The sequence below is a fragment of the Phocaeicola sp. GP0067 genome (assembly GCF_031119655.1).
Classification (GTDB): domain Bacteria; phylum Bacteroidota; class Bacteroidia; order Bacteroidales; family Bacteroidaceae; genus Phocaeicola; species Phocaeicola vulgatus.
Genome location: NZ_JAVHZY010000007.1, coordinates 139,852 through 160,597 on the forward strand (window position 1 = coordinate 139,852; position 20,746 = coordinate 160,597).

A 20,746-nucleotide genomic window follows, 5' to 3' on the forward strand; every position below is an offset into this window, starting at 1 on the left:
TTTTTTACTGAACTTATACTGTTTTACATTGACGAGATTAAACACCAGGTGTAAATGGAAAGTCCGATACCTGTTACCAATCCTACAGATGACCATCTGATAAACAACTTGTCTTTATATTTGCAACCATAGCATAAGCCTGTAATGGCGCACATGGAAATTCCGATTGGAAATACAAAGAATCCTATTGAGATAATCCCGATAAGTATAATGATACCCATGATGGTTAGAACTTTGTTTCTTGCTGTCATGGCTTTTATTGTTTGGTGTTGAATGTATATGGATTATATGCGACAGTAAAAGTACAAAATTATTGTTTAGAATCAGACTTTTATCCGTTTTTTATATATTTGCATTATTTAAAAAGTGGATGGATGGCGGGTGTCTTGACTCCCGGACAGCATCGTAAATGCATGTCTCGGATTCGTAGTAGGAATACAAAACCTTCTGTCAGAAATGAGCACTTGAATGGGGCATTGTTTACGCTGAACCATTTGTTCTTGGAAAATTTTGCAGTACGTCATGCGGTTTCGTATGGAGAGAGCGGCAGGGAATTAAATCTGGTTGCGGCCGAAGATAAAACGGAATATGAGAAAGATAAGCTTTTATAAAAATCGAACTAATCAGTAACGATAAAATGGATATGAAACATGTAAAGTATCTGGCTCTTGTCCTATGCATAGGGAATCTGTCGCCTGTGATGGCGCAGACAGCCTCGAAAAGTCTCACAGTAGACAATTTAGTTGCCTGGCAGCGTATCAGCGGGCAAGCTATTTCTGATAATGGAAAGTGGGTGGCATGCAAGATGGAACCTTGGGAAGGAGATGCTGTGGTGAATTTGTATGATGCACAAGGGAAGGAACTTGCCACTTTTCCGCGGGCGGACCGTTTTCTTTTCTCGGCTTCTTCCGACTATTTGGTTGTGTCGCAGAAACCCGGCAAGATGATAGTGGATTCTCTGAAAATAAAGAAAACGAAGAAAGAAAAGATGCCGATGGATGCATTGGTCATTTATTCGCTTTCGGGCGGCAGGGAAGTGATTGATTCACTGAAAACATTCAGGCTGGCAGAGAAGGCGGACTGGGTTGCTTTTCAGAAGGGAAGGAAAGACTCGACTTTGTATGTCCAACCGTTGAATGCAAACCTCAGTACCCGGTATGAGGCTCCTGCTGTGAAAGCTTTCAACTTTGCGGAGAAAAGCGGAATGCTTTATTATATTACCGCAGGTGATAAAGCAGAGGAAAAGCCGGGATTGTATCTTCTGAATACGGAAACAGGTGTGAAGACGCTGATAAAAGAAGGTGACGGGGTGTTTAAACAGGTAACTTTTGATGAAGATGGAGCAAACTTGGCTTTCTTATATTGTGCACAGAAAGATTCTTGTTATAAAGCCATGAGCTTGTGGCTGTCACAGCAGGGAGCACCGGCAACAGAAGTTGCGGCACGTGGCAATCGGGCTTTTCCGAAAGGATGGGTAATCAGCGAGCATGGGAAATTACAATTTTCGAAGAGTGCTTCCCGGTTGTTTTTTGGCACATCGCCTGAGCCTAGACAAAAGGATACGTTGCAATTGGCGGAGAACCGTCCCAATGTGCAGGTGTGGAGTTGGGACGAGCCGGTGCAATATACTGTACAGGATTATAATAAGGAGAAAGAGCTGAAAAGAAGCTATCAAGCGGTTTATCATATAAATGGTGGTCGTATTTGTCAGCTGGCAGATGAGGAGCTGTCTCAGATTTTGCTGGGAGATGAAGGAGATGCCCCGTTGGCATTGCTTTCCACTTCGCGTCCTTATTCATTGTCCTCCATGTGGGAAGGGCGGACACGCAGTGATTATTACACAGTGTCTTTGGAAGATGGCAGCCGTAAATTACTGGCATCGGCGGATTATGGCAGATACCGTCTTTCACCACAAGGCAAGTATGCGTATTGGTATGCTGAAACAGACAGTTGTTGGTATACTCTTTCTATGGCAGACGGGAAAAAAAATCAGTTGACTACCCCCGCTTCTTTCCTCGCATGGGATGAAGAGAATGATGTACCTGACTATCCGAACGCACATGGAACTGCCGGATGGACGGAACGGGATGAGTCCCTTTTAATTTATGACCGTTATGATATTTGGAAATTCGATCCGGATGCCATGAAGGAACCTGTCAATCTGACGATGAATGGACGTAAGAACCGGATTTCATATCGTTTGGTAAAACTGGATAAGGAGGAGCGTGTGATTGACCTGAACAAGCCACAGTTGTTGAAAGGCTTTAACGAAGTGACCAAAGGGAACGGGTATTACAAGGCTCGTCTTTCCACCGCTGCTTCTCCCAAAAAATTGATGGCGGGTAACTATATGTTACGCAGTATTTCTAAGGCGAAAAATACAGACCATGTAATCTATACGATGGAAAGTTTTGAGCAATATCCTGACCTTCATTATGCTACACTCGATTTCAAGAAATCTATTCGGCTGACTCATGGCATTGACCAACAGAAAGACTATTTGTGGGGAACTGCCGAACTGGTTTCGTGGATATCTTTAGATGGCCGTAAGTTGGAAGGGGTGGTGTACAAGCCTGCCGATTTTGATCCGGCCAAGAAATACCCGATGATTGTGAGTTTCTATGAGCGAAATTCGGAAACTCTGTTTAATTACCGGATGCCGGAACCCCATCGGTCTACCATTGATTATCATCTTTATAACAGTAACGGGTATATTGTGTTCAATCCGGACATACGTTATGTAGACGGTTATCCGGGTGAGAGTTGCTATAACTGTCTGATGCCGGGGGTTGCCATGCTGATAGGCAAAGGTTATATTGACGAGAAAGCCATAGGGGCGCAGGGACATAGTTGGGGCGGTTATCAAGTGGCTTATCTGGCTACACGTACTGATTTGTTTGCGGCTATTGAGTCAGGTGCTCCGGTGGTCAATATGTTCAGTGCCTACGGAGGTATCCGTTGGGGATCGGGGCTGGCACGCTCGTTCCAGTATGAACATACTCAGAGTCGTCTGGGCGGTACGCCTTGGAGTACTCCGTTGCGTTACTTGGAAAACTCTGCTCTGTTCACGATGGACAAGGTACAAACACCTGTTTTAATCATGCATAATGACGCTGACGGACATGTGCCCTGGTATCAGGGAATAGAATATTTTGTGGCAATGAAACGTCTTGGAAAGCCTTGCTGGATGCTGAACTATACAGGCGAACCGCATTGGCCGACAAAGATTGCCAACAAAATAGATTTTCAAAAACGTATGTTCCAGTTCTTTAATCATTATCTGAAAAAAGAAGCAATGCCTGGATGGATGTCCGATGGGGTTCCGGCTGTAGAACAGCCTTATGAATTAGGATACTGATATTATGTGTTCGGACTGCTATGGAACTCAAGTTGCTCCTACTGTGGATAAAGTAAAAGGATAGTTCCTGAAAAGAGGGAGGAGGTGTGTTAAAACTAAAATGACAGTTCCGAAAAGTTACAGATAGTAATTATAAACTTAAAAGGGTCGTATCAAGCTCTGTCTTGAGTAATGATACGACCCTTTCTTTAGTTTTTTAGGATGTTCAAATTTCAAATTATAAATTCATATTTTCAAAAACTGAATTTTGATCCTTTCTTCTTCTTAGTACAATGCTTTTTTATTCAAACTTACCATAACGGGTAGGCAACAGTTTGCGGTCACCTAATGTATTATCTACCCGGGCTACATTGATCCAGAATTTGTTATCACGTACCGATTCGATAGGATAAGCGGCTTTCTCTCGGCTGTAGCTGTGATTCCATTCATTGGCCACCACTTCATATTCAGGATGCGGGGCGTTGACCAATACATTATCTTCTTTATCGGCACTGCCATTCTTCACTTCTTGAATTTCCTGCCAGATGGTTTGCATCACAGTGACGAAATTATCCAGTTCCCATAAACTTTCACTTTCAGTCGGTTCAATCATCAATGTTCCATGAACCGGGAAAGAAAGGGTGGGCGCATGATAGCCATAGTCCATCAGACGCTTGGCGATGTCATTTTCGCTGATACCGGTTTCGTCATGCAGATAGCGGCAATCTAAAATCATTTCATGACCCACAAAGCCCGTAGCACCGGTATATACAATGCCGTAGGTATCCTTGAAGCAAGCTGCCAGATAATTGGCGCTCAGAATAGCAGTCTTGGTGGCATTGGTCAGACCTTCGGCGCCCATCATGCAAATATAACCGTAAGTAATAGGCAGGATTCCTGCGCTACCGTATGGAGCTGAAGAAACCTGATTGGCACTGTTACCCCAAACTTGATGTCCCGGAAGGAACGGAACCAGATGTTCGGCTACACAAACGGGACCTACACCTGGACCGCCACCACCGTGAGGGCTGGCAAAAGTCTTATGCAGATTCAAATGGCATACATCAGCACCGATGGTACCCGGATTGGTCAGACCTACCTGTGCATTCATATTTGCACCATCCATGTAAACCTGTGCTCCGCATTTATGAATAATTTTACAAATTTCTGCAATTTCCGGTTCAAAGATACCATGAGTGGACGGATAGGTAATCATTAATGCAGCCAGATCATCCTTGTTGGCTTCTGCTTTTGCACGTAAATCTTCTACGTCTACATTACCTTTATCGTCACAGGCGCAAGTCACCGTGGTATATCCGCATTGAATGGCTGAAGCCGGATTCGTACCGTGGGCTGATGCCGGAATTAATATCTTGTTGCGGTGTCCCTGTCCGATACTTTCCAGATAAGCGCGGATGATACGAAGTCCTGTATACTCTCCTGCTGCACCTGAATTAGGTTGCAAAGTGACTCCTGCAAATCCGGTAATAACCTTCAACTGCTCGCTTAAGTTATTAATTAATGTCTGATAGCCTTTTGTTTGATCCTCAGGTGCTAACGGGTGTATAGCCATCCAGCCTAAGTTGCTGAGTGGGAGCATTTCCGAAGCGGCATTCAGTTTCATGGTACAAGAACCCAATGAAATCATGGAATGTGCCAATGAGATATCTTTACGTTCCAAACGTTTGATATAACGCATCATTTCGGTTTCAGTATGATACTTGTTGAATACCTCATGGGTGAGGAAGGAAGTACGGCGGCGTAGTTCACGATTCAGTGAGGATGCTTCGGGAATGTCTGTTACTTCTTGAACGGTTTCTTCGGCAGCAATGGAGAAGATGGAAAGTAACAGGTTTACATCTTTCAGGTCGGTGGTTTCATCAATGCTGAAACCTACATCGCCATTATCATAGTAACGGAGGTTTACTTCTTTACTCAATGCGATGGTACGCAGCTTCTGAGCCGAAACATGGTCAGGCAGACTGAAACGCAGGGTGTCAAAGAATAATTCATTATGCTGTACATATCCCAAGCGGGTTAGGGCTTTGTTCAACCAGGTGGTAATGCTATGAATGCGTTTTGCTATATTTTTGATACCTTCCTGCCCATGATAAACGGCATAGAAGCCGGCCATTGTAGCCAGTAATGCCTGTGCGGTGCAGATGTTGGAAGTTGCTTTTTCGCGTTTAATATGTTGCTCACGGGTCTGTAAAGCCATACGGTAGGCCAGTTTGCCATATTTGTCTTTAGACCAGCCGATGATACGTCCCGGCATATTGCGTTTATATTCGTCACGTGTAGCGAAGTAGGCTGCGGACGGACCTCCGTAGAACAAGGGGATACCCAGGCGCTGGGTACTTCCGAATACGATGTCTGCTCCCCATTCGCCGGGAGGAACTAACAATGCCAAACTCATGATGTCAGCATCCACGGCTACTTTACAATGGGCGGCATGTGCCTTTTCCACAAACTCACGATAGTCTTCCACGCTACCGCTGGCATTGGGGTATTGAAGGATGCAGGCAAAGATTTCCGGAGTAAATACCAATTCCTTGTAATTTCCTACTTGGATCTTCATGCCTTGCGGAAGGGCGCGGGTCTGGATGACTGCCAGATTCTGTGGGAAAATCTCTTCATCCACAAACAATACGTTGGCTCCGCTTTTTTGTTGGTCGCGGGTGCGAAGTCCATACATCATGGTGGCGGCTTCGGCAGCGGCGGTAGATTCATCCAGCAATGAGCAGTTTGCCAATGGCATGGCTGTGAGGTCGGATATGACAGTCTGGAAGTTCATCAGTGCTTCCAAACGTCCTTGTGAAACTTCGGTTTGATAAGGAGTGTACGAGGTGTACCACACAGGATTCTCGAATACATTGCGTTGAATGACCGCCGGAGTAATACTGTCATACCAACCCATACCTATATAAGAGGTATAAATCTTGTTTTGTGAAGCTAGTTCGGTAATATGCTCTGCAAACTCCCGTTCCGTCATGGGAGCAGCCAGTGGCAGAGGTTCTTTCAAACGGATTTTGGACGGAATTGTTTTGTTAATCAGTTCATCAAGGCTCTTTACGCCAATCTTTTCCAACATAACGGGAAGGTCTTCTTCCTGTATACCGATATGTCGGTCTGCTAATAAATCTGTTTTCATGGTAGTAGTATATAAGTTGAATTTTAAGTTTTATCTTATCGGAAAAAAGGGTTGTTCGCTTTTTCTGCTCCCACAGTGGTCGGGTCTCCATGACCGGGATAGACTACCGTGTCGGGGGGGAGTACAAACAAACGACTGCATATATGCTCGCGAAGTTCGTCGAAGTTACCTCCTGTAAGGTCTGCACGTCCTATACTTCCTTGGAACAATACATCACCGCTGAAGATACAGTGGGCTTCTTTGCAGTAAAAAACAATGCTTCCCGGCGAATGACCCGGTACATGGATAGCTTCCAGTTGGGTATTGCCGAAAGTAATGATATCTCCATCAAAGATATATTTTCCTAATGGCACGGGTGCTTCGGGTAATTGGAAACCAAACATACGTGATTGTGCCGGTGCTTGTTCCAGCCAAAATTCATCCGCTTGATTTGCTTCGGCTTTTAGCCCGTATTCTTGCAACAGGAATGGGTTGCCGAAAATATGGTCCAGATGGAGGTGCGTATTCAACAAATGTTTCACTGTCAGGCTATTGCTGTCAATATATCTTTTTAAGGCTTGCTTTTCTTCTTCATAAAAGCAACCGGCATCAATAATGACGGCTTCCTTTGTTTCGTCCGATAGCACGTAGCAGTTTACCGGAAACATATTGAATTCAAATTTCTTTATTTTCATGTTTTTTTTATCTATAATTATAAACCGCTGATGGTTACATAAACCACTTTCTTGGTTTTAAAAAAATCTTCCGTGAATTCATTTTTCAGATCATAAAGCATTGTTTTGTGCTTCACGGGCATTGTTTCTTGATCCAACTCTCCGCCTTTCAGACAAATCAGCCCGTTGGGCAGGGCGTTATGCTGTTCTTGTCTGATGTTTTTACGGATAATTTTTATTAGATCGCCCAAAGGCATGACAGCACGACTTACCACGAAGTCGAATTTCCTTTTTTCTTCTTCGGCGCGGCAATGACGGAAAGTGACATTCTTCAGTCCGATAGCATTGGCTATTTCTGTAGCTACTTTCACTTTCTTTCCGATACTGTCCACCAGATGGAATTGGACTTCAGGGAATAAGATGGCCAAAGGGATACCCGGGAAACCGCCCCCTGTGCCCAAGTCCATAATTTGGGTATCAGGGGTGAAGTTTATCACTTTGGCTATGCCTAGCGAGTGCAATACATGATGTTCGTACAGATTAGTGATATCCTTGCGTGAGATTACATTGATTTTGCTATTCCAATCCGTATATAAATCATACAATGCGGCAAACTGTGTTTTCTGCTGTTCGCTGAGGTTAGGGAAATATTTCAGTATTAATTCCATTCTATACTTAAAATCGTTATTTAATGTATCATATATTTTTCTACCGATGTGTAGGGCAAAGAAAGGGTGATGACTCCTACAGCATAGGGAGCGATATCATATTTGTTATACAGGAAAGATACTTTTTCCTTTTCTAACAAGAAATTGTCGGGTACGTACATATTGGTAGAATTCAAGATGCCTGCATTCTGAAGTCCTTCCAGTGAGGTGATGGAGCTGTCTTCCAGACGGGTAGCCATCTCTGTTATCAGTTTTTCCAGCAACATGTCGCTCATCGGTTTTTCCGATCCTGCCATAAATACATCTTTCAAAGCAAGCAGTTTGCCGGTATTCTTTTCGAAGTTCATCCATTTGTTCCATGAGTTGGGATGTGCCCCGCCTGTATATTCAAAAGTTTCTGCAATGAAATTCAGAATACCTTCTTTGCCTTCGCTGAAATGGGTGGTCAGTCCGTATTCATAATTGTACCATGTGGGAAGTTCGTCTTTGGGAGTTCCATTTTTTATATCTTCCTGATAGAACTCGTTCACATCTTTGCGGTAGTTGTTAATGTAGGTATTTTTAAAAGAATCTACAGCAACTTCCGGATTCATCCGGATATATTCTTTTCCCAAAACGTGGGCTTGTATGGTACGGTTGATGCGTTGTGCTATGCTATCCGCAGCATCAGATTCTGCTAAATAACTATAATCAATAGTAATCTTACAGGCGGGAGAGACTGTGTCATCTTGTAAATGGGCTTGTTCTTCCACCTTTACAGTCTTTACAGTTTCACTATCAATTTGTTTTTGTCCGTTACATCCCGATAATAAAAAGCAGGATACAAGGCAAGTTGTCATAACAGACAATACGAGATTTCTTTTTTTCATAACTTTTTGTTTATTTGCATGGATTACTTATCCTAACTTTCTCCACAAATATAGAATAACTTCGTGAAATGTCCATCTAAAAAGCGAAAATATATTTATCTGTTTGCAACAAGATTGCATGAACTTTTTGCTAAATTTGTCCGTTGATAAGCTATAATAAATAAGTAAAGAAATGAATATGAGCGATATGACAAAAAAACTATATCCCGTTACGGGAATGCATTGTGCGGCATGTGCCGGCAACGTGGAGAAGATTGTAAGGAAGCAAGAAGGCGTGGAAAATGCATCGGTCAATTTGGCGGCGGCTACTTTGGCGGTGACTTATAATCCGGATATTGTGTCTCCGCAACAACTGAAAGAGGCTGTGATGAAAATAGGTTTTGATTTGATAATAGATGAGGATAACTCTGTGCAGGAGCAGGAGGAAGCAGAGCAATCTTATTACGGACAGTTGAAGCGGAAGACTATCGTTGCTTGGATTTTTGCTTTACCGGTAGCTGTTTTGGGGATGTTTCTGATGAATGTTCCGGGAGTAAACTGGTGGATGCTGTTGCTTTCACTTCCTGTTATTTTATATTCGGGGCGTTCTTTCTATATGAATGCCTGGAAACAGACGCTTCAGCGTACCAGTAATATGGATACGTTGGTGGCACTTAGCACCTCCATCGCATTTTTGTTCAGTTTGTTTAATACGTTCTATCCCGAATTTTGGTACAGCCGCGGATTGGAACCTCATGTATATTATGAAGCTGCCACTGTTATAATAGCTTTCGTATTGGTTGGCAAGCTGATGGAAGAGAAAGCAAAAGGAAAAACTTCCACAGCTATTCGTAAACTGATGGGATTACAGCCTCGGACGGCCCGTGTGGTGAAAGACGGCAGGGAAGAGGATATCTTGATAGCCGAACTTCAGGTTGGCGATAAGGTGAGCGTCCGTCCCGGTGAGCAAATTCCGGTGGATGGAGTCATTGTCGGAGGAAACACCTTTATAGATGAGAGCATGATAAGCGGTGAACCTATTCCTGTAGAGAAAAAACAGGGTGATAAGGTGCTGGCCGGCACTATCAATCAGAACGGTGCATTTACTATGACTGCTCAAAAGGTGGGGAAAAATACGGTGTTGGCACAGATTATCCGCATGGTGCAGGAAGCACAGGGGTCTAAAGCTCCGGTCCAGCGTATTGTGGATAAAGTGACGGCGGTTTTTGTTCCTGTTGTCCTTGCTGTGGCTGTTTTTACTTTCCTTGTTTGGATAGTGGCAGGTGGAGCGGATGACTTTTCTTATGCTATGCTTTCAGCAGTGTCTGTTTTGGTTATTGCCTGTCCGTGTGCTTTGGGACTTGCTACTCCCACTGCATTGATGGTAGGAATTGGTAAAGGGGCCGAATCACATATTTTGATAAAGGATGCGGTAGCCTTGGAGCAGATGCGGAAAGTGGATACAGTGGTACTTGATAAAACGGGTACTGTAACTGAGGGGCGCCCTGTGGTGACCGGATGGTTGCATGATGCCGGATGGCAGAACGAGCATAAGGGAATTCTGTATGCTGCTGAATTGAAATCGGAACATCCGTTGGCTTTGGCTATTGTCGAGGCTTTGAAAAAGGAAGGTGAGAAGCCGGCACTCATTGATTCTTTTGAGAGTCGGACAGGACGGGGGATTGTGGTGACCCGTGGAAATAAAACTTTTTGGGCAGGAAGCCATCGGTTACTGAAAGATTTTGGAGCGGGAATTTCCGACTTGTTGAAAGGGATGGTGGAGGATTATGAGAAGAGTGGCAAGAGTCTGGTTTATTTTGGCGAGGGAAATACATTGCTGGCGGTTATAGCCATTAGTGACAAAATAAAAGATACTTCCAGACAAGCGGTCAAACAATTGAAGGAGAGTGGAAAGTACATTGTGTTGTTGACTGGTGACGGTCATCTTACTGCACAGAATGTGGCCGGAGAAATTGATGCGAATCGTTTTATTTCGGATGCTTTGCCGGTCGATAAGGAGAATGTTATTAAAGAATTACAAGCTGAAGGAAGAGTCGTAGCTATGGTAGGTGACGGCATTAATGACTCACAGGCGTTGGCACGTGCCGATGTAAGTATTGCAATGGGTAAAGGTACGGATATTGCCATGGATGTAGCGATGGTTACGTTAATGACTTCGGATTTGTTGTTGTTACCCAAAGCTTTTAAACTTTCCCATAAAACTGTACGTTTGATCCATCAGAATCTTTTCTGGGCGTTTATCTATAATTTGATAGGCATTCCGGTGGCGGCAGGTATTCTGTTCCCATTGTATGGTATCTTGCTTAACCCGATGATTGCCAGTGCTGCCATGGCATGTAGTTCTGTCAGTGTAGTGTTGAACAGCTTGAGCCTGAATTGGAGAAAGTTGTGATTGAATTAAAAATAAATAAAAAAGCAGCCGTGCATAGATTTTGTTTTGCATGGCTGCTTTTCATTTTTCTATCTTTTAGTTTATAATTCAAAAAGGATTGTTTCTTCCTCTTTGTACTTCTATTCGTATTCCGAAGTTCCCATTCTCCGATTTCATTTCGAAAGCTCCGTTGAAATTATTTCTTTCCCAAGGCAATGCGCTTGGATTCCGTACTTTGTTCCCGTCGGCATCATATTCACCGTATGTGGTGATGTGTAATCCGTTTTTCAATTTAAAGGTTGCACTTTGTAAGGTGGGAGGCATTGACATTGTTCCGAATCCATAGATTCCCATTCCCGGATACATGGGGGTAAATACATGGTTGTAAGACCCTCTGTCATAAATGATATTCATATTGGGACGGAATATTTCATTGTAATTCGCAATTGCATTATTGTTGTAAGGCTGATAATAAAGTTGCGGGGCTATCAGAGGGGGAGGGGCCATAATCATGGAACCCATATCCAGCATAAATCCGTTAAAATTCTTGTAACCATCCAATGAAATGGGCGGAATACTATCTGTTACCACTTCGGACTGCGCAAAGGTAGTAGCGGCAATCAGAAACATAGAAATGGATAGAACCAGCTTTTTCATATACTGTTATTTTTTTTGTTCCGGACAAATATAGGGATATTTTCTAAATTCTGTATCGTTTCTGTTTCCTGTGAATAGATCTTTTCAAATACTTTATGAAGTTCTTCCTCATCGGCTATCAGTTGCCTCAACTCCTGCAGATGTGCAGCATTGGCTGATTGAGGTATCCATAATCTTAAATAACCACCTTCAGCATATTTTTCTTTCAAATGTGTCAGAAAACGTATGTATTGTTTTTCTTTGTCCAGTTCGGGATAGTTGGAAAGACCATATTGTACCGTCCGTCTCAAGGTGATGTCCGGATCAATAATGCGGTCGGCCTCCGCTACAATTTTGCCATAAATGCTACGGGGAACATGCTTGTTGGATGCACGGTGATCTTCTACAGCCTCTTTCATAATCAAAATATGTTCTTCAGGGAACCATTGCCTTAACTTCTGGTCTGCCCATAGTATTTTTCCTGAAATGAGATGGTGGAACTCCCGTCCCTCACAGAGTCCCAGGTCATGGTAAGAGGCAATAACATACACCATCATGCGGCTCACATCATAATATTGAGACAAATTGAGGCTTTCTGCTATAACTTTCAATACATGATCTACACGATGTGCTTTGTCAAAACCAGCGTATCGTGGGATAATTTCACTTGCGATATAGTCGCGGAATTCTATTGGAAAATCATTGATGTACGGCAACATATTCTTTCTTTTGATTGGGGTTGCAAATATACAATAATTATCCCACCTTTGCAGAAAAAAGTAATATGTATCAAATAATTAAACCTACGCCCGATGACTTTGATGAATTGACCTGTTTATGGGAAGCTTCGGTGCGTGCTACTTATCATTTCATACCTGAAGCATATATTCAGAAGTTAAAGCCACTGGTATGGAGTGTTTATCTTCATAGTATGCCGCTTTACATGATTCGTGACAATGCTGGTATAGAAGGATTCATGGGTATTAATGGGACTATGCTTGAAATGCTTTTTGTTCATCCGCGTGCCATAGGTACGGGAATAGGGAAACAATTGATGCGTTATGCTTTGGAGCATTGCCATGTACGTTATGTCGATGTAAACGAACAAAATAAGAAAGCGTCCGGCTTTTATGGCCATTTTGGATTTCGGGTTATTGGCAGGGATGCAAAAGACGCATCGGGCGAACCCTATCCTATTTTACATTTAAAACTGGGAGGTATCATGAAAATTGAAAATTGGGGATTAGTTCCCTATTCTGAGGCTTGGAAACGGCAGACGGAGTTGTTTAATGCCATGGTGGAAGCTAAACAAGTGGGAAAAACGTATGAGAATAGAATTATTTTTGTAGAACATCCGCATGTCTATACATTAGGCAAGAGTGGAAAGGAAACGAATATGCTGCTGGGAGAGGCACAATTGAAGATGATTGGTGCCACCCTTTATCATATTGATCGAGGAGGGGATATTACTTATCATGGTCCCGGACAATTGGTTTGTTATCCTATCTTGAATTTGGAGGATTATCATTTGGGGTTGAAGGAATATATTCATGTGTTGGAAGAAGCGGTGATCAGGGTCTGCGCATCTTATGGCATTGAGGCCGGGCGAGTGAAGGGAGCGACCGGAGTATGGCTGGCCGCGGGAACTCCGCAGGAACGGAAAATTTGTGCAATAGGAGTGAGAAGCAGTCATTTTGTGACAATGCATGGATTGGCGCTGAATGTAAATACGGATTTGCGCTATTTCAGTTATATCCATCCTTGCGGATTCATGGATAAAGGGGTTACTTCATTACAGAAAGAATTGGGGTGCGAAGTGCCTATGGAAGAAGTGGCAGGACGTTTGCAGAACGAATTATCTGAACTTTTGTAGTTATACCGTATGTGTGGATTTATACATACGGGGCGGAGGGATTAAAAGTCCGATTGTGTTATCATGTTGTCAACTGTAGGGGCAGGGTTTGCCTGCCCAAATGCATAAGCAAACTATTTTTGGGCGAGCGAACCTTGCCCCTACTGGCAAAATGATACGCCATTTTACTTTTGATACATCTTCATATTATGAAGAGAGCTTTTTTTGATTTATTCTTTTATATCTTGGTACAAGAAGCGCTTGATACTTTTCTTGGCTGTTTTTTCAAATTCCTCAGGATATAGCTTGAAGCGGGCTATTTGGGAAAATGCCGGTAATTGTTTGTTCAGTTCAAGGCGGTTTTCTTCCATTACCCGTACAAGGTCTGATTGGCTCAAGCCGTGAGCAAAAGCATCATCGGAATCCGGATAGATTAGGCCCACCAGTTTGTCTTGTTGCAGAATAATCAGTGACTCTGACACGTATGGCATATTGTTTAGCTTGGACTCTATTTCTTCCGGATAAATGTTTTGTCCGGAAGAAGTGAGTAACAGGTTTTTGCAACGTCCTTTGATAAAAACATTTCCGTCTTCGTCTATTGTCGCCATATCGCCTGTATGCAACCATCCTTCAGTATCAATGACTTGCCGTGTCGCTTCCTCGTTCTTATAATAGCCCAACATCAGGTTGGCTCCACGGCATACCAGTTCACCCGCAATGGCTGATGGGTTAGGAGACAGTACCTTGGCTTCCATACGTGCGGCAACTTTTCCGCAAGATGCCAGTTTCAGTTCTGTCCAATGACTATGGCAGATGATGGGACCACATTCAGTCATTCCGTATGCAATGGTGTATGGGAAATCTATCATTTTTAGAAAGGCTTCCACTTCGGCATTGAAAGGAGCCCCTCCGATGATGATTTCGATGAAATTTCCGCCGAAAACTTCCATCGCCTTCTGCTTGATAAGTTCTTTTATCTTATCGCTGATGATGGGAACATGTAATAGCAGTTTACCTAATTTGTTGTCTACCTTGGGAAGAATATTTTTCTTGAATATTTTTTCCACAATCAGTGGCACGCAGGCTATGACGCGCGGGCGGATTTCCGCAAATGATTCGGCTATGATTTTGGGCGATGGCATGCGGGTAAGAAACCATAGATGGGCGCCTGCTGTGAAACCGTAAAGAAAATCGAAAGTCATGCCGAATACGTGTCCCAAAGGTAACATGGATACGACGCTGTCACCTGCTTTCAGACCTATTTTTTCTTTACAGTAGAGCACGTTGGAGAGTATGCTACGATAAGGCAGCATTACGCCTTTGGAATATCCGGTAGTACCTGAAGTGTAATTAATGATGGCCAGGTCTTCTGATTTTTCTTTTTCATAAGAAATATCATCGGGACGAAATCTGCAAGGGAATTTGTGCCCGAATATCTCATTCAGATGGTCGCGGGCATAAGCCAGTTTTTCCGAACGGGATACGGGTACACCGAAATCTTTCAATTCTATGATACCTTCCAAATGAGGCATGGCTGCTTCATTCAAGTTCTCCCATATCTGATCGCCTACGAACAACAGGCGGGCTTCAGAGTGGTTTACAATATTGTGTACCTGATCGGCTTTGAATTCATGTAGGATAGGTACTACTACGGCACCATAGGTGATGACGGCAAGGTAAGTTACTGTCCAATGAGCGCTATTACGCCCGCAGATGGCTATTTTATCTCCCTTCTCAATGCCGGCATTTTCCAGCAAGATATGTATTTTCTCTATTTTACGGGCCACATCTCTGTATTGTAATGTGATGCCTTTATAGTCTGTAAGAGCGTTTAAATACCAATTTGTTTTTATACTTTGCTCGATAAGAGCAATAAAACTCTGTTCTAGTTCCATGATAACTTTTGCACATTTATAGGCTGAGTGTGCGCAAAAGTAGTAAAATGAGGTAAGGGGGATGGGAAATGAAACAGTTTTTTACATTAATTTAACGCCCTGAAAATGTAGATTCTTTTATTATTTTACTTTAAAATGCTAGTTTATAATCGTTTGCCAATTGTTGATGTGTCCCTTTTCCGGAAATGTTATTTGTTCAGTCATAATAGTATTAGAATTCAAAGATTCCGGGGGATAATGTAGGATTGATATAACTGACGTCACGTGTTTGCAATAGCCTGCCATTCAGTGTGTAGAATAATTGTTTGGTGGCCGACGAATTGTTTAGGTTAACAGTAATTACGTACAGAGTGGTTCGTTTAGGAAATTCTATGAGATTTACATTGGTGGCAGTCCACATGGCGTATGGACTCAATGTAAAATCATTATATACGTTAGGTGTCAGTTGATCTGTAGTTTGTAAATCGGTATTAGTCATTACCCATTGGGCATTACCGTTCATCCATACTTCTTTTTCAAAACCATTTTGGGTAAAAGAGGCCACATAATAATTCCCTTGTTGGCTCCAGCTTACGTTTGTGGCATGTGGATATATCTTTTTCAGTGCTATATGAAATGTAGTGGGAGAGGTAGCAGACAAGGTGGTGATCAGTACCCATAATATTATACATATAGAATAACATCTCTTCTTCATGGTATTTAAATGTTTTGATGAGGTTGATAAAACAGCTTGGCTATACTTTTTGTTCGCCGGTATAAAACCTGATTTTGTGGATTTTTTCCACACTTTTGTGGTGTTGTCAACAGGAATCTACACTCCTGAAATGAAAAAGCGTATATGTATGTGGTTGATTTTTAGTTAGATATTAAAATGAGCAGATTTGTGGCACGCTTCTTGTTTTATTGTTGTCGGTAAAAATGAATAAAAAATAAAGTAATTATGAAAAAGGTATTAGTAACATTGGTATTAGTGATGACTTTAGGCGTGTCTGTTTCTTTTGCTCAAGCGGCTCCGGTAGAGGTTCCGGTAGTGGAAAAGCCTCAACAATCTAAGAAGTTGGTTTTCTCGGAAATCTATATGAATGATGTGCCGGAAGCTGTGATGGACAGGCTTGCACTGGAAGGTGCTATGATAAAGCAGGCTTTTATGGCCTATGGCATTGATGGAAGCCGTATTTATAAAATTAATGTGTTGACAAGTGATGCTCATGAACAGACATTGTTCTTAGGTGAAGATGGTAAAATTTTGCAATAGTTAGTATATTTATAATAGTGCTTTTACATGAATTCCCGGCTTGTGATAAGTCGGGAATTTTTTTAGTTAAATTGTTTCTTGACGATATTCGAAAAATAATTAAGAAATCTCTTGTGCATAATAATTGTAGGTTTTATCTTTGCCACTCAAATTTAAAAAGGTGATACAATGGAAACTTATGATATATATTTTAAAGAAGGTAATGATTTTGCTAATAAAGGATTTTCATTGAAAGATAAGGCTAAGGCCATTAGAATGGCGGAAGATATGTTGGCTGAACGCAAAGGATATGTGAAGGATTTTGTTGGAGGAACTATTTCCGTAATGTGTAAAGAAACGAAAGAGGAAGTTTGGTCCAAGCCGATAGAGGAGGTTTAATGCAATTTTTACATCTTTTTTTGCCTTGCCAATCATAGAATTATGAAATACAGTGCTGTAATTGAAATGGTACGTAGCCGTTAATAGCAGCAACCCTTGGTTGTATTTGTGGTGGATTTGTTATTGGCGGACATGAATATTTCTTTCTCTTCTAGGATATTCGGTATATTTCTCCTTTCATGCTTTTGCCGGACTGATATAGATAATGCCGGGTAGCACTTGATAGGACGATGATTGTTCTTTTACTAAGATGCTTCAGTATGACTTTTTTCCGATCCTATCCATTCTTGACATATAGTTGTTATTCATAGCTAAATACACCGTATTCCCAATGAAGCTTTCTGTGGGGATCCCTTTGGTGTTCGTGTAACTATTGTGACTGTTATTATGCCGATGGGGTATAGTATTGATACAACAATGATTTTTCATAATAACTTTTAACTTATGATTTAGATAGCTCCGACTTGTCACAAATCGGGGTTATCCGCTTGTTATGCTATTAAACTTGGTCAGCTATTGGTTAACAATTTCACGCAACAGTAACTCTTTGGAGTAAAAGTGGCAAATAAATTTTTTGTTTACATGAGAAAAAAACTTTCCCAAAAGCTTTGTATTATTGATTTTCTATGTATCTTTGCATCGTTATTATTTCTCGGGGTATTAGCTCATCTGGCTAGAGCGTTAGACTGGCAGTCTAAAGGTGGCGAGTTCGAGTCTCGCATGCTCCACTTTTTTAATGATAAAATGAAGGTCTGCGAAGCAGGCCTTTTTTAATTTAAAGACTATAGATATGTTAATTTATAATACAACTTATCAAACAGGCATTGACGATGCGCGTAATTTTGTCATTTGGCTTAGTGAAAGCTATATTCCCGAAGTGGAAAAGACGGGAATATTGCAAAATCCCCGTCTTACGCACATCCTTAGTCACAAAGAGCAGGATTCAGAATGTTTTTCATTGCAATGGGAGGTGGAAGATACAGCGGCCTTGCATCGTTGGCATACTCAGCAAGGGATGCATCTGAATGAGGAAATGATGAAGATATTTAAAGATAAGGTGGTTGGCTTTCCCACTTTGATGGAGGTGATTAAGTGATTCAGCCGGTAAAAGAGAAAATCATTCTGGGTATAGATCCTGGAACAACCATAATGGGGTATGGCCTGCTGAAAGTAGTAGGTACTAAACCGCAGGTAATGACTATGGGGGTCATTGATCTTCGTAAATATGGTGACCATTATTTAAAACTGCGCCGTATTTTTGAACGGGTGGTTGGTATAATAGAAGCTTATTTACCTGATGAGTTAGCTATTGAGGCGCCTTTTTTTGGAAAAAATGTGCAGTCGATGTTAAAATTAGGGAGGGCACAGGGAGTGGCTATGGCTGCTGCTTTGAGCCGTGATATTCCTATAACAGAATATGCGCCGTTGAAGATAAAGATGGCGATAACCGGTAATGGGCAAGCCAGCAAGGAACAGGTCGCTGATATGTTGAAAAGGATGTTACATATACCGGAGAGTGATATGCTGCCTTTTATGGATGCAACAGATGGGTTGGCGGCTGCTTATTGTCATTATTTACAAATGGGCAGACCGACATTGACTAAAGAATATTCCGGCTGGAAAGATTTTATAAATAAGAATCCTGATAAAATAAAAAGATAAGATTATGAATGTGAGACATGTTATTTGGGCATCAATTGTTTCTACTACTATTAGTTGTCAGTCTGTGAAAAAAGAATATAATTCGTTTGATGAATATCCTGTCCGTGAAGATGCGCTGACTGAAATGGAGTACTCGCCTGCCGAAACCAAGTTTTCACTTTGGGCTCCTACAGCGGAAGAGGTGCGTGTCCTTTTATTTGAATCGGGTAATGAAGGTTCAGCTTCTAATACTTTTCCAATGGAGATGGGAGAGAATGGTACTTGGAATATTTCAATAAAAGAGGATCTGAAGGGTAAATTCTATACCTTTAATGTGAAGGTAAACGGGAAATGGTTAGGAGACACTCCGGGAATTATGGCAAAAGCCGTAGGGGTAAATGGTAAGCGGGCAGCTGTGCTTGATCTTCGTTCTACAGATCCGGAAGGATGGGAGAACGATGTGCGTCCTCCTTTGAAGAATTATGCTGATATTACGGTTTATGAGATGCATCATCGCGATTTCTCTTTGGATTCTGTTTCCGGAATTCAAAATAAAGGCAAGTTCCTGGCTTTGACGGAGCAGGGTACTACCAGTTCTTCAGGCGAGAAGACAGGTATTGACCATCTGAAAGAATTGGAAATTACCCACGTGCACTTATTGCCGTCGTATGATTATGCCTCGGTGGATGAAACAAAACTGGACAAGGCCCAATATAATTGGGGGTATGATCCGCAAAATTACAATGTGCCTGACGGTTCTTATTCTACAGATCCTTATAAACCCGATGTCCGTATCAGGGAATTCAAACAAATGGTACAAGCTTTACATAAGGCGGGAATCAGAGTGGTGCTTGATGTGGTGTATAATCACACCTTCAATACAGACGAAAGCAATTTCGAACGTACGGTTCCCGGTTATTTCTATCGCCAGACGAAGGACGGGCAATGGGCAAATGGTTCGGGATGTGGAAATGAAACGGCAAGCGACCGCGCCATGATGCGTAAATATATGATAGAATCTATTTTATATTGGATTAATGAATATCACATAGACGGCTTTCGTTTTGACTTGATGGGGATACATGATATTGAAACCATGAATGAGATACGTGCGGCTATTGATAAAATAGATCCGTCTATTTTTATGTATGGTGAAGGATGGGCTGCCAGTTCTCCTCAATTAGAGGCAGACAGACTGGCGATGAAAGCCAATGTGGAAAAGATGCCCCGTATCGCCGCTTTCTCAGATGAAATGCGTGATGGATTGCGAGGTGGTTGGGATGATGATACTAAAGGAGCTTTTCTAGTAGGGGAGCCAGGACACGAAATGAGTATCAAATTTGGAATTGTGGGAGCTATCGAACATCCGCAGGTTATAAGTGATTCTGTGAATTATAGTAAGAAACCTTGGGCTTTACAACCTACCCAGATGATAAGTTATGTAAGTTGCCACGATGACATGTGCCTTGCCGACCGTCTGAAAGCTACCATGCCGGATGCTTCGGTAGAGGAACTGGCGGCTTTGCAGAAGTTAGCGGAAACATTTGTCTTTACTTCACAAGGAGTACCGTTTATATTTGCAGGGGATGAGATGATGCGTGACAAGAAAGGAGTTCATAATTCTTATAATAGTCCTGACAGTATTAATACGATAGATTGGAAAAATAAGACCGCACACAAAGATGTGTTCGAATATGTGAAAGGTTTAATAGCTATGCGTAAAGCACATCCCGCTTTTCGTATGGGGGATGCCGATATGGTACGTAGGCAATTGGAGTTTTTACCTGTAGAAAATACGAATGTGGTTGCCTTTATCTTGAAAGACAATGCAAATGGTGACTCATGGAAAAATATCATCGTGGCTTTGAACAGCCGTGCAGAGCCTGTCAAGCTGGACATTCCGTCGGGTAAATACACTGTAATCTGTAAGGATGGTAAAATAAACATGAAAGGCTTGGGACAGGTTTCAGGTGATGAGCTTATGGTACCGGCACGTTCTGCCATGATTATACATCAATAGAAGGCTCAAAGAAGATTAAT

At 42.1% G+C, this 20,746-nt stretch carries 18 protein-coding genes, 1 tRNA gene and 1 pseudogene; 11 read left to right on the top strand and 9 right to left on the bottom strand.

From position 1 onward, the window contains the following. Nucleotides 1-23: 23 nt before the first annotated feature. Entirely contained in the window at nt 24-251 is a 228-nt protein-coding gene (locus RE317_RS08040) for a hypothetical protein (RefSeq protein ID WP_005847732.1), read from the bottom strand. Between the two features lie 123 nt (nt 252-374). On the opposite strand from RE317_RS08040, the gene RE317_RS08045 reads away from it, so the two are divergent. Together RE317_RS08045 and RE317_RS08050 are read left to right on the top strand one after the other, a co-directional pair. Next, nucleotides 375-611 carry a hypothetical protein gene (locus RE317_RS08045; protein ID WP_005847731.1) on the top strand — a complete coding sequence of 79 codons (237 nt, stop codon included), beginning with the start codon at nt 375-377 and terminating at the stop codon, nt 609-611. Nucleotides 612-643: 32 nt separating this feature from the next. Beyond that, a complete protein-coding gene (locus RE317_RS08050; RefSeq protein WP_008667199.1) occupies nt 644-3,358 on the top strand; it encodes a S9 family peptidase in 2,715 nt (904 codons plus the stop codon). Nucleotides 3,359-3,638: 280 nt separating this feature from the next. Here the strand turns inward: RE317_RS08050 and gcvP are convergent, their stop codons facing one another. The 4 genes from gcvP to RE317_RS08070 are packed head-to-tail and all read right to left on the bottom strand — an operon-like array spanning nt 3,639 to nt 8,678. Next, entirely contained in the window at nt 3,639-6,488 is a 2,850-nt protein-coding gene (gene gcvP, locus RE317_RS08055; RefSeq protein WP_005846879.1) for an aminomethyl-transferring glycine dehydrogenase, read from the bottom strand. A 35-nt stretch (nt 6,489-6,523) separates the two neighbouring features. Beyond that, nucleotides 6,524-7,162 (bottom strand): MBL fold metallo-hydrolase, encoded by a 639-nt coding sequence (locus tag RE317_RS08060; RefSeq protein ID WP_005846881.1) that lies wholly within the window; start codon nt 7,160-7,162, stop codon nt 6,524-6,526. A gap of 17 nt (nt 7,163-7,179) precedes the next feature. Next, nucleotides 7,180-7,809 (bottom strand): 16S rRNA (guanine(527)-N(7))-methyltransferase RsmG, encoded by a 630-nt coding sequence (rsmG, locus tag RE317_RS08065; protein WP_008667006.1) that lies wholly within the window; start codon nt 7,807-7,809, stop codon nt 7,180-7,182. A 20-nt stretch (nt 7,810-7,829) separates the two neighbouring features. Next, the gene (locus tag RE317_RS08070) at nt 7,830-8,678 is read right to left on the bottom strand and encodes a DUF3298 and DUF4163 domain-containing protein (protein WP_008667004.1); all 849 of its coding nucleotides are present in this window, start codon (nt 8,676-8,678) and stop codon (nt 7,830-7,832) included. Nucleotides 8,679-8,856: 178 nt separating this feature from the next. On the opposite strand from RE317_RS08070, the gene RE317_RS08075 reads away from it, so the two are divergent. Further along, the gene (locus RE317_RS08075) at nt 8,857-11,070 is read left to right on the top strand and encodes a cation-translocating P-type ATPase (RefSeq protein ID WP_008781508.1); all 2,214 of its coding nucleotides are present in this window, start codon (nt 8,857-8,859) and stop codon (nt 11,068-11,070) included. An 87-nt stretch (nt 11,071-11,157) separates the two neighbouring features. On the opposite strand, the gene RE317_RS08080 is transcribed toward RE317_RS08075, so the two are convergent. Both RE317_RS08080 and RE317_RS08085 read right to left on the bottom strand, forming a co-directional pair. After that, entirely contained in the window at nt 11,158-11,706 is a 549-nt protein-coding gene (locus RE317_RS08080) for a hypothetical protein (RefSeq protein WP_005847724.1), read from the bottom strand. After that, nucleotides 11,703-12,404 (bottom strand): phosphohydrolase, encoded by a 702-nt coding sequence (locus RE317_RS08085; protein WP_005846890.1) that lies wholly within the window; start codon nt 12,402-12,404, stop codon nt 11,703-11,705. The genes RE317_RS08080 and RE317_RS08085 overlap by 4 nt, the downstream gene beginning before the upstream one ends. 212 nt (nt 12,405-12,616) lie before the next feature. Here RE317_RS08085 and RE317_RS08090 point away from each other — a divergent pair. Continuing rightward, nucleotides 12,617-12,841, top strand: a pseudogene (locus RE317_RS08090) (GNAT family N-acetyltransferase); the annotation flags it as partial. A 66-nt stretch (nt 12,842-12,907) separates the two neighbouring features. Continuing rightward, nucleotides 12,908-13,558 (top strand): lipoyl(octanoyl) transferase LipB, encoded by a 651-nt coding sequence (gene lipB, locus RE317_RS08095; protein WP_032939326.1) that lies wholly within the window; start codon nt 12,908-12,910, stop codon nt 13,556-13,558. A 209-nt stretch (nt 13,559-13,767) separates the two neighbouring features. Here lipB and RE317_RS08100 read toward each other — a convergent pair whose 3' ends face one another. Both RE317_RS08100 and RE317_RS08105 read right to left on the bottom strand, forming a co-directional pair. Beyond that, on the bottom strand, nt 13,768-15,432 hold the full coding sequence (locus RE317_RS08100; protein ID WP_005846895.1) for a long-chain fatty acid--CoA ligase: 1,665 nt from the start codon (nt 15,430-15,432) through the stop codon (nt 13,768-13,770). 211 nt (nt 15,433-15,643) lie between these two features. Further along, complete coding sequence (locus RE317_RS08105) at nt 15,644-16,126, bottom strand: PepSY-like domain-containing protein (RefSeq protein ID WP_008666953.1); 483 nt, start codon at nt 16,124-16,126, stop codon at nt 15,644-15,646. 246 nt (nt 16,127-16,372) lie between these two features. Here RE317_RS08105 and RE317_RS08110 point away from each other — a divergent pair, with 246 nt between their 5' ends. The 6 genes from RE317_RS08110 (at nt 16,373) to pulA (ending at nt 20,726) form a co-directional block, all read left to right on the top strand. After that, a complete protein-coding gene (locus tag RE317_RS08110) occupies nt 16,373-16,687 on the top strand; it encodes a hypothetical protein (protein WP_005846898.1) in 315 nt (104 codons plus the stop codon). Nucleotides 16,688-16,855: 168 nt separating this feature from the next. Further along, complete coding sequence (locus RE317_RS08115) at nt 16,856-17,065, top strand: hypothetical protein (protein WP_005846900.1); 210 nt, start codon at nt 16,856-16,858, stop codon at nt 17,063-17,065. A gap of 654 nt (nt 17,066-17,719) precedes the next feature. Continuing rightward, nucleotides 17,720-17,793 (top strand) — tRNA-Ala (locus RE317_RS08120). A 62-nt stretch (nt 17,794-17,855) separates the two neighbouring features. After that, nucleotides 17,856-18,161: a DUF4286 family protein gene (locus tag RE317_RS08125; RefSeq protein ID WP_005846656.1), complete on the top strand. Its 306-nt coding sequence runs from the start codon at nt 17,856-17,858 to the stop codon at nt 18,159-18,161. Next, nucleotides 18,158-18,727 carry a crossover junction endodeoxyribonuclease RuvC gene (gene ruvC / locus RE317_RS08130; protein ID WP_005846654.1) on the top strand — a complete coding sequence of 190 codons (570 nt, stop codon included), beginning with the start codon at nt 18,158-18,160 and terminating at the stop codon, nt 18,725-18,727. The genes RE317_RS08125 and ruvC overlap by 4 nt, the downstream gene beginning before the upstream one ends. Before the next feature lie 4 nt (nt 18,728-18,731). Beyond that, a complete protein-coding gene (gene pulA / locus RE317_RS08135; RefSeq protein ID WP_008668630.1) occupies nt 18,732-20,726 on the top strand; it encodes a type I pullulanase in 1,995 nt (664 codons plus the stop codon). Nucleotides 20,727-20,746 lie beyond the last annotated feature (20 nt).

Coding starts and splice junctions, on each gene's coding strand:
- RE317_RS08045 (WP_005847731.1), top strand. CDS start 375: ATGGCGGGTGTCTTGACTCCCGGACAGCATCGTAAATGCATGTCTCGG.
- RE317_RS08080 (WP_005847724.1), bottom strand. CDS start 11,706: ATGAAAAAGCTGGTTCTATCCATTTCTATGTTTCTGATTGCCGCTACT.
- lipB (WP_032939326.1), top strand. CDS start 12,908: ATGAAAATTGAAAATTGGGGATTAGTTCCCTATTCTGAGGCTTGGAAA.
- rsmG (WP_008667006.1), bottom strand. CDS start 7,809: ATGGAATTAATACTGAAATATTTCCCTAACCTCAGCGAACAGCAGAAA.
- RE317_RS08125 (WP_005846656.1), top strand. CDS start 17,856: ATGTTAATTTATAATACAACTTATCAAACAGGCATTGACGATGCGCGT.
- RE317_RS08100 (WP_005846895.1), bottom strand. CDS start 15,432: ATGGAACTAGAACAGAGTTTTATTGCTCTTATCGAGCAAAGTATAAAA.
- pulA (WP_008668630.1), top strand. CDS start 18,732: ATGAATGTGAGACATGTTATTTGGGCATCAATTGTTTCTACTACTATT.
- RE317_RS08070 (WP_008667004.1), bottom strand. CDS start 8,678: ATGAAAAAAAGAAATCTCGTATTGTCTGTTATGACAACTTGCCTTGTA.
- RE317_RS08110 (WP_005846898.1), top strand. CDS start 16,373: ATGAAAAAGGTATTAGTAACATTGGTATTAGTGATGACTTTAGGCGTG.
- RE317_RS08060 (WP_005846881.1), bottom strand. CDS start 7,162: ATGAAAATAAAGAAATTTGAATTCAATATGTTTCCGGTAAACTGCTAC.
- RE317_RS08105 (WP_008666953.1), bottom strand. CDS start 16,126: ATGAAGAAGAGATGTTATTCTATATGTATAATATTATGGGTACTGATC.
- RE317_RS08050 (WP_008667199.1), top strand. CDS start 644: ATGAAACATGTAAAGTATCTGGCTCTTGTCCTATGCATAGGGAATCTG.
- RE317_RS08040 (WP_005847732.1), bottom strand. CDS start 251: ATGACAGCAAGAAACAAAGTTCTAACCATCATGGGTATCATTATACTT.
- RE317_RS08085 (WP_005846890.1), bottom strand. CDS start 12,404: ATGTTGCCGTACATCAATGATTTTCCAATAGAATTCCGCGACTATATC.
- gcvP (WP_005846879.1), bottom strand. CDS start 6,488: ATGAAAACAGATTTATTAGCAGACCGACATATCGGTATACAGGAAGAA.
- RE317_RS08115 (WP_005846900.1), top strand. CDS start 16,856: ATGGAAACTTATGATATATATTTTAAAGAAGGTAATGATTTTGCTAAT.
- RE317_RS08075 (WP_008781508.1), top strand. CDS start 8,857: ATGAGCGATATGACAAAAAAACTATATCCCGTTACGGGAATGCATTGT.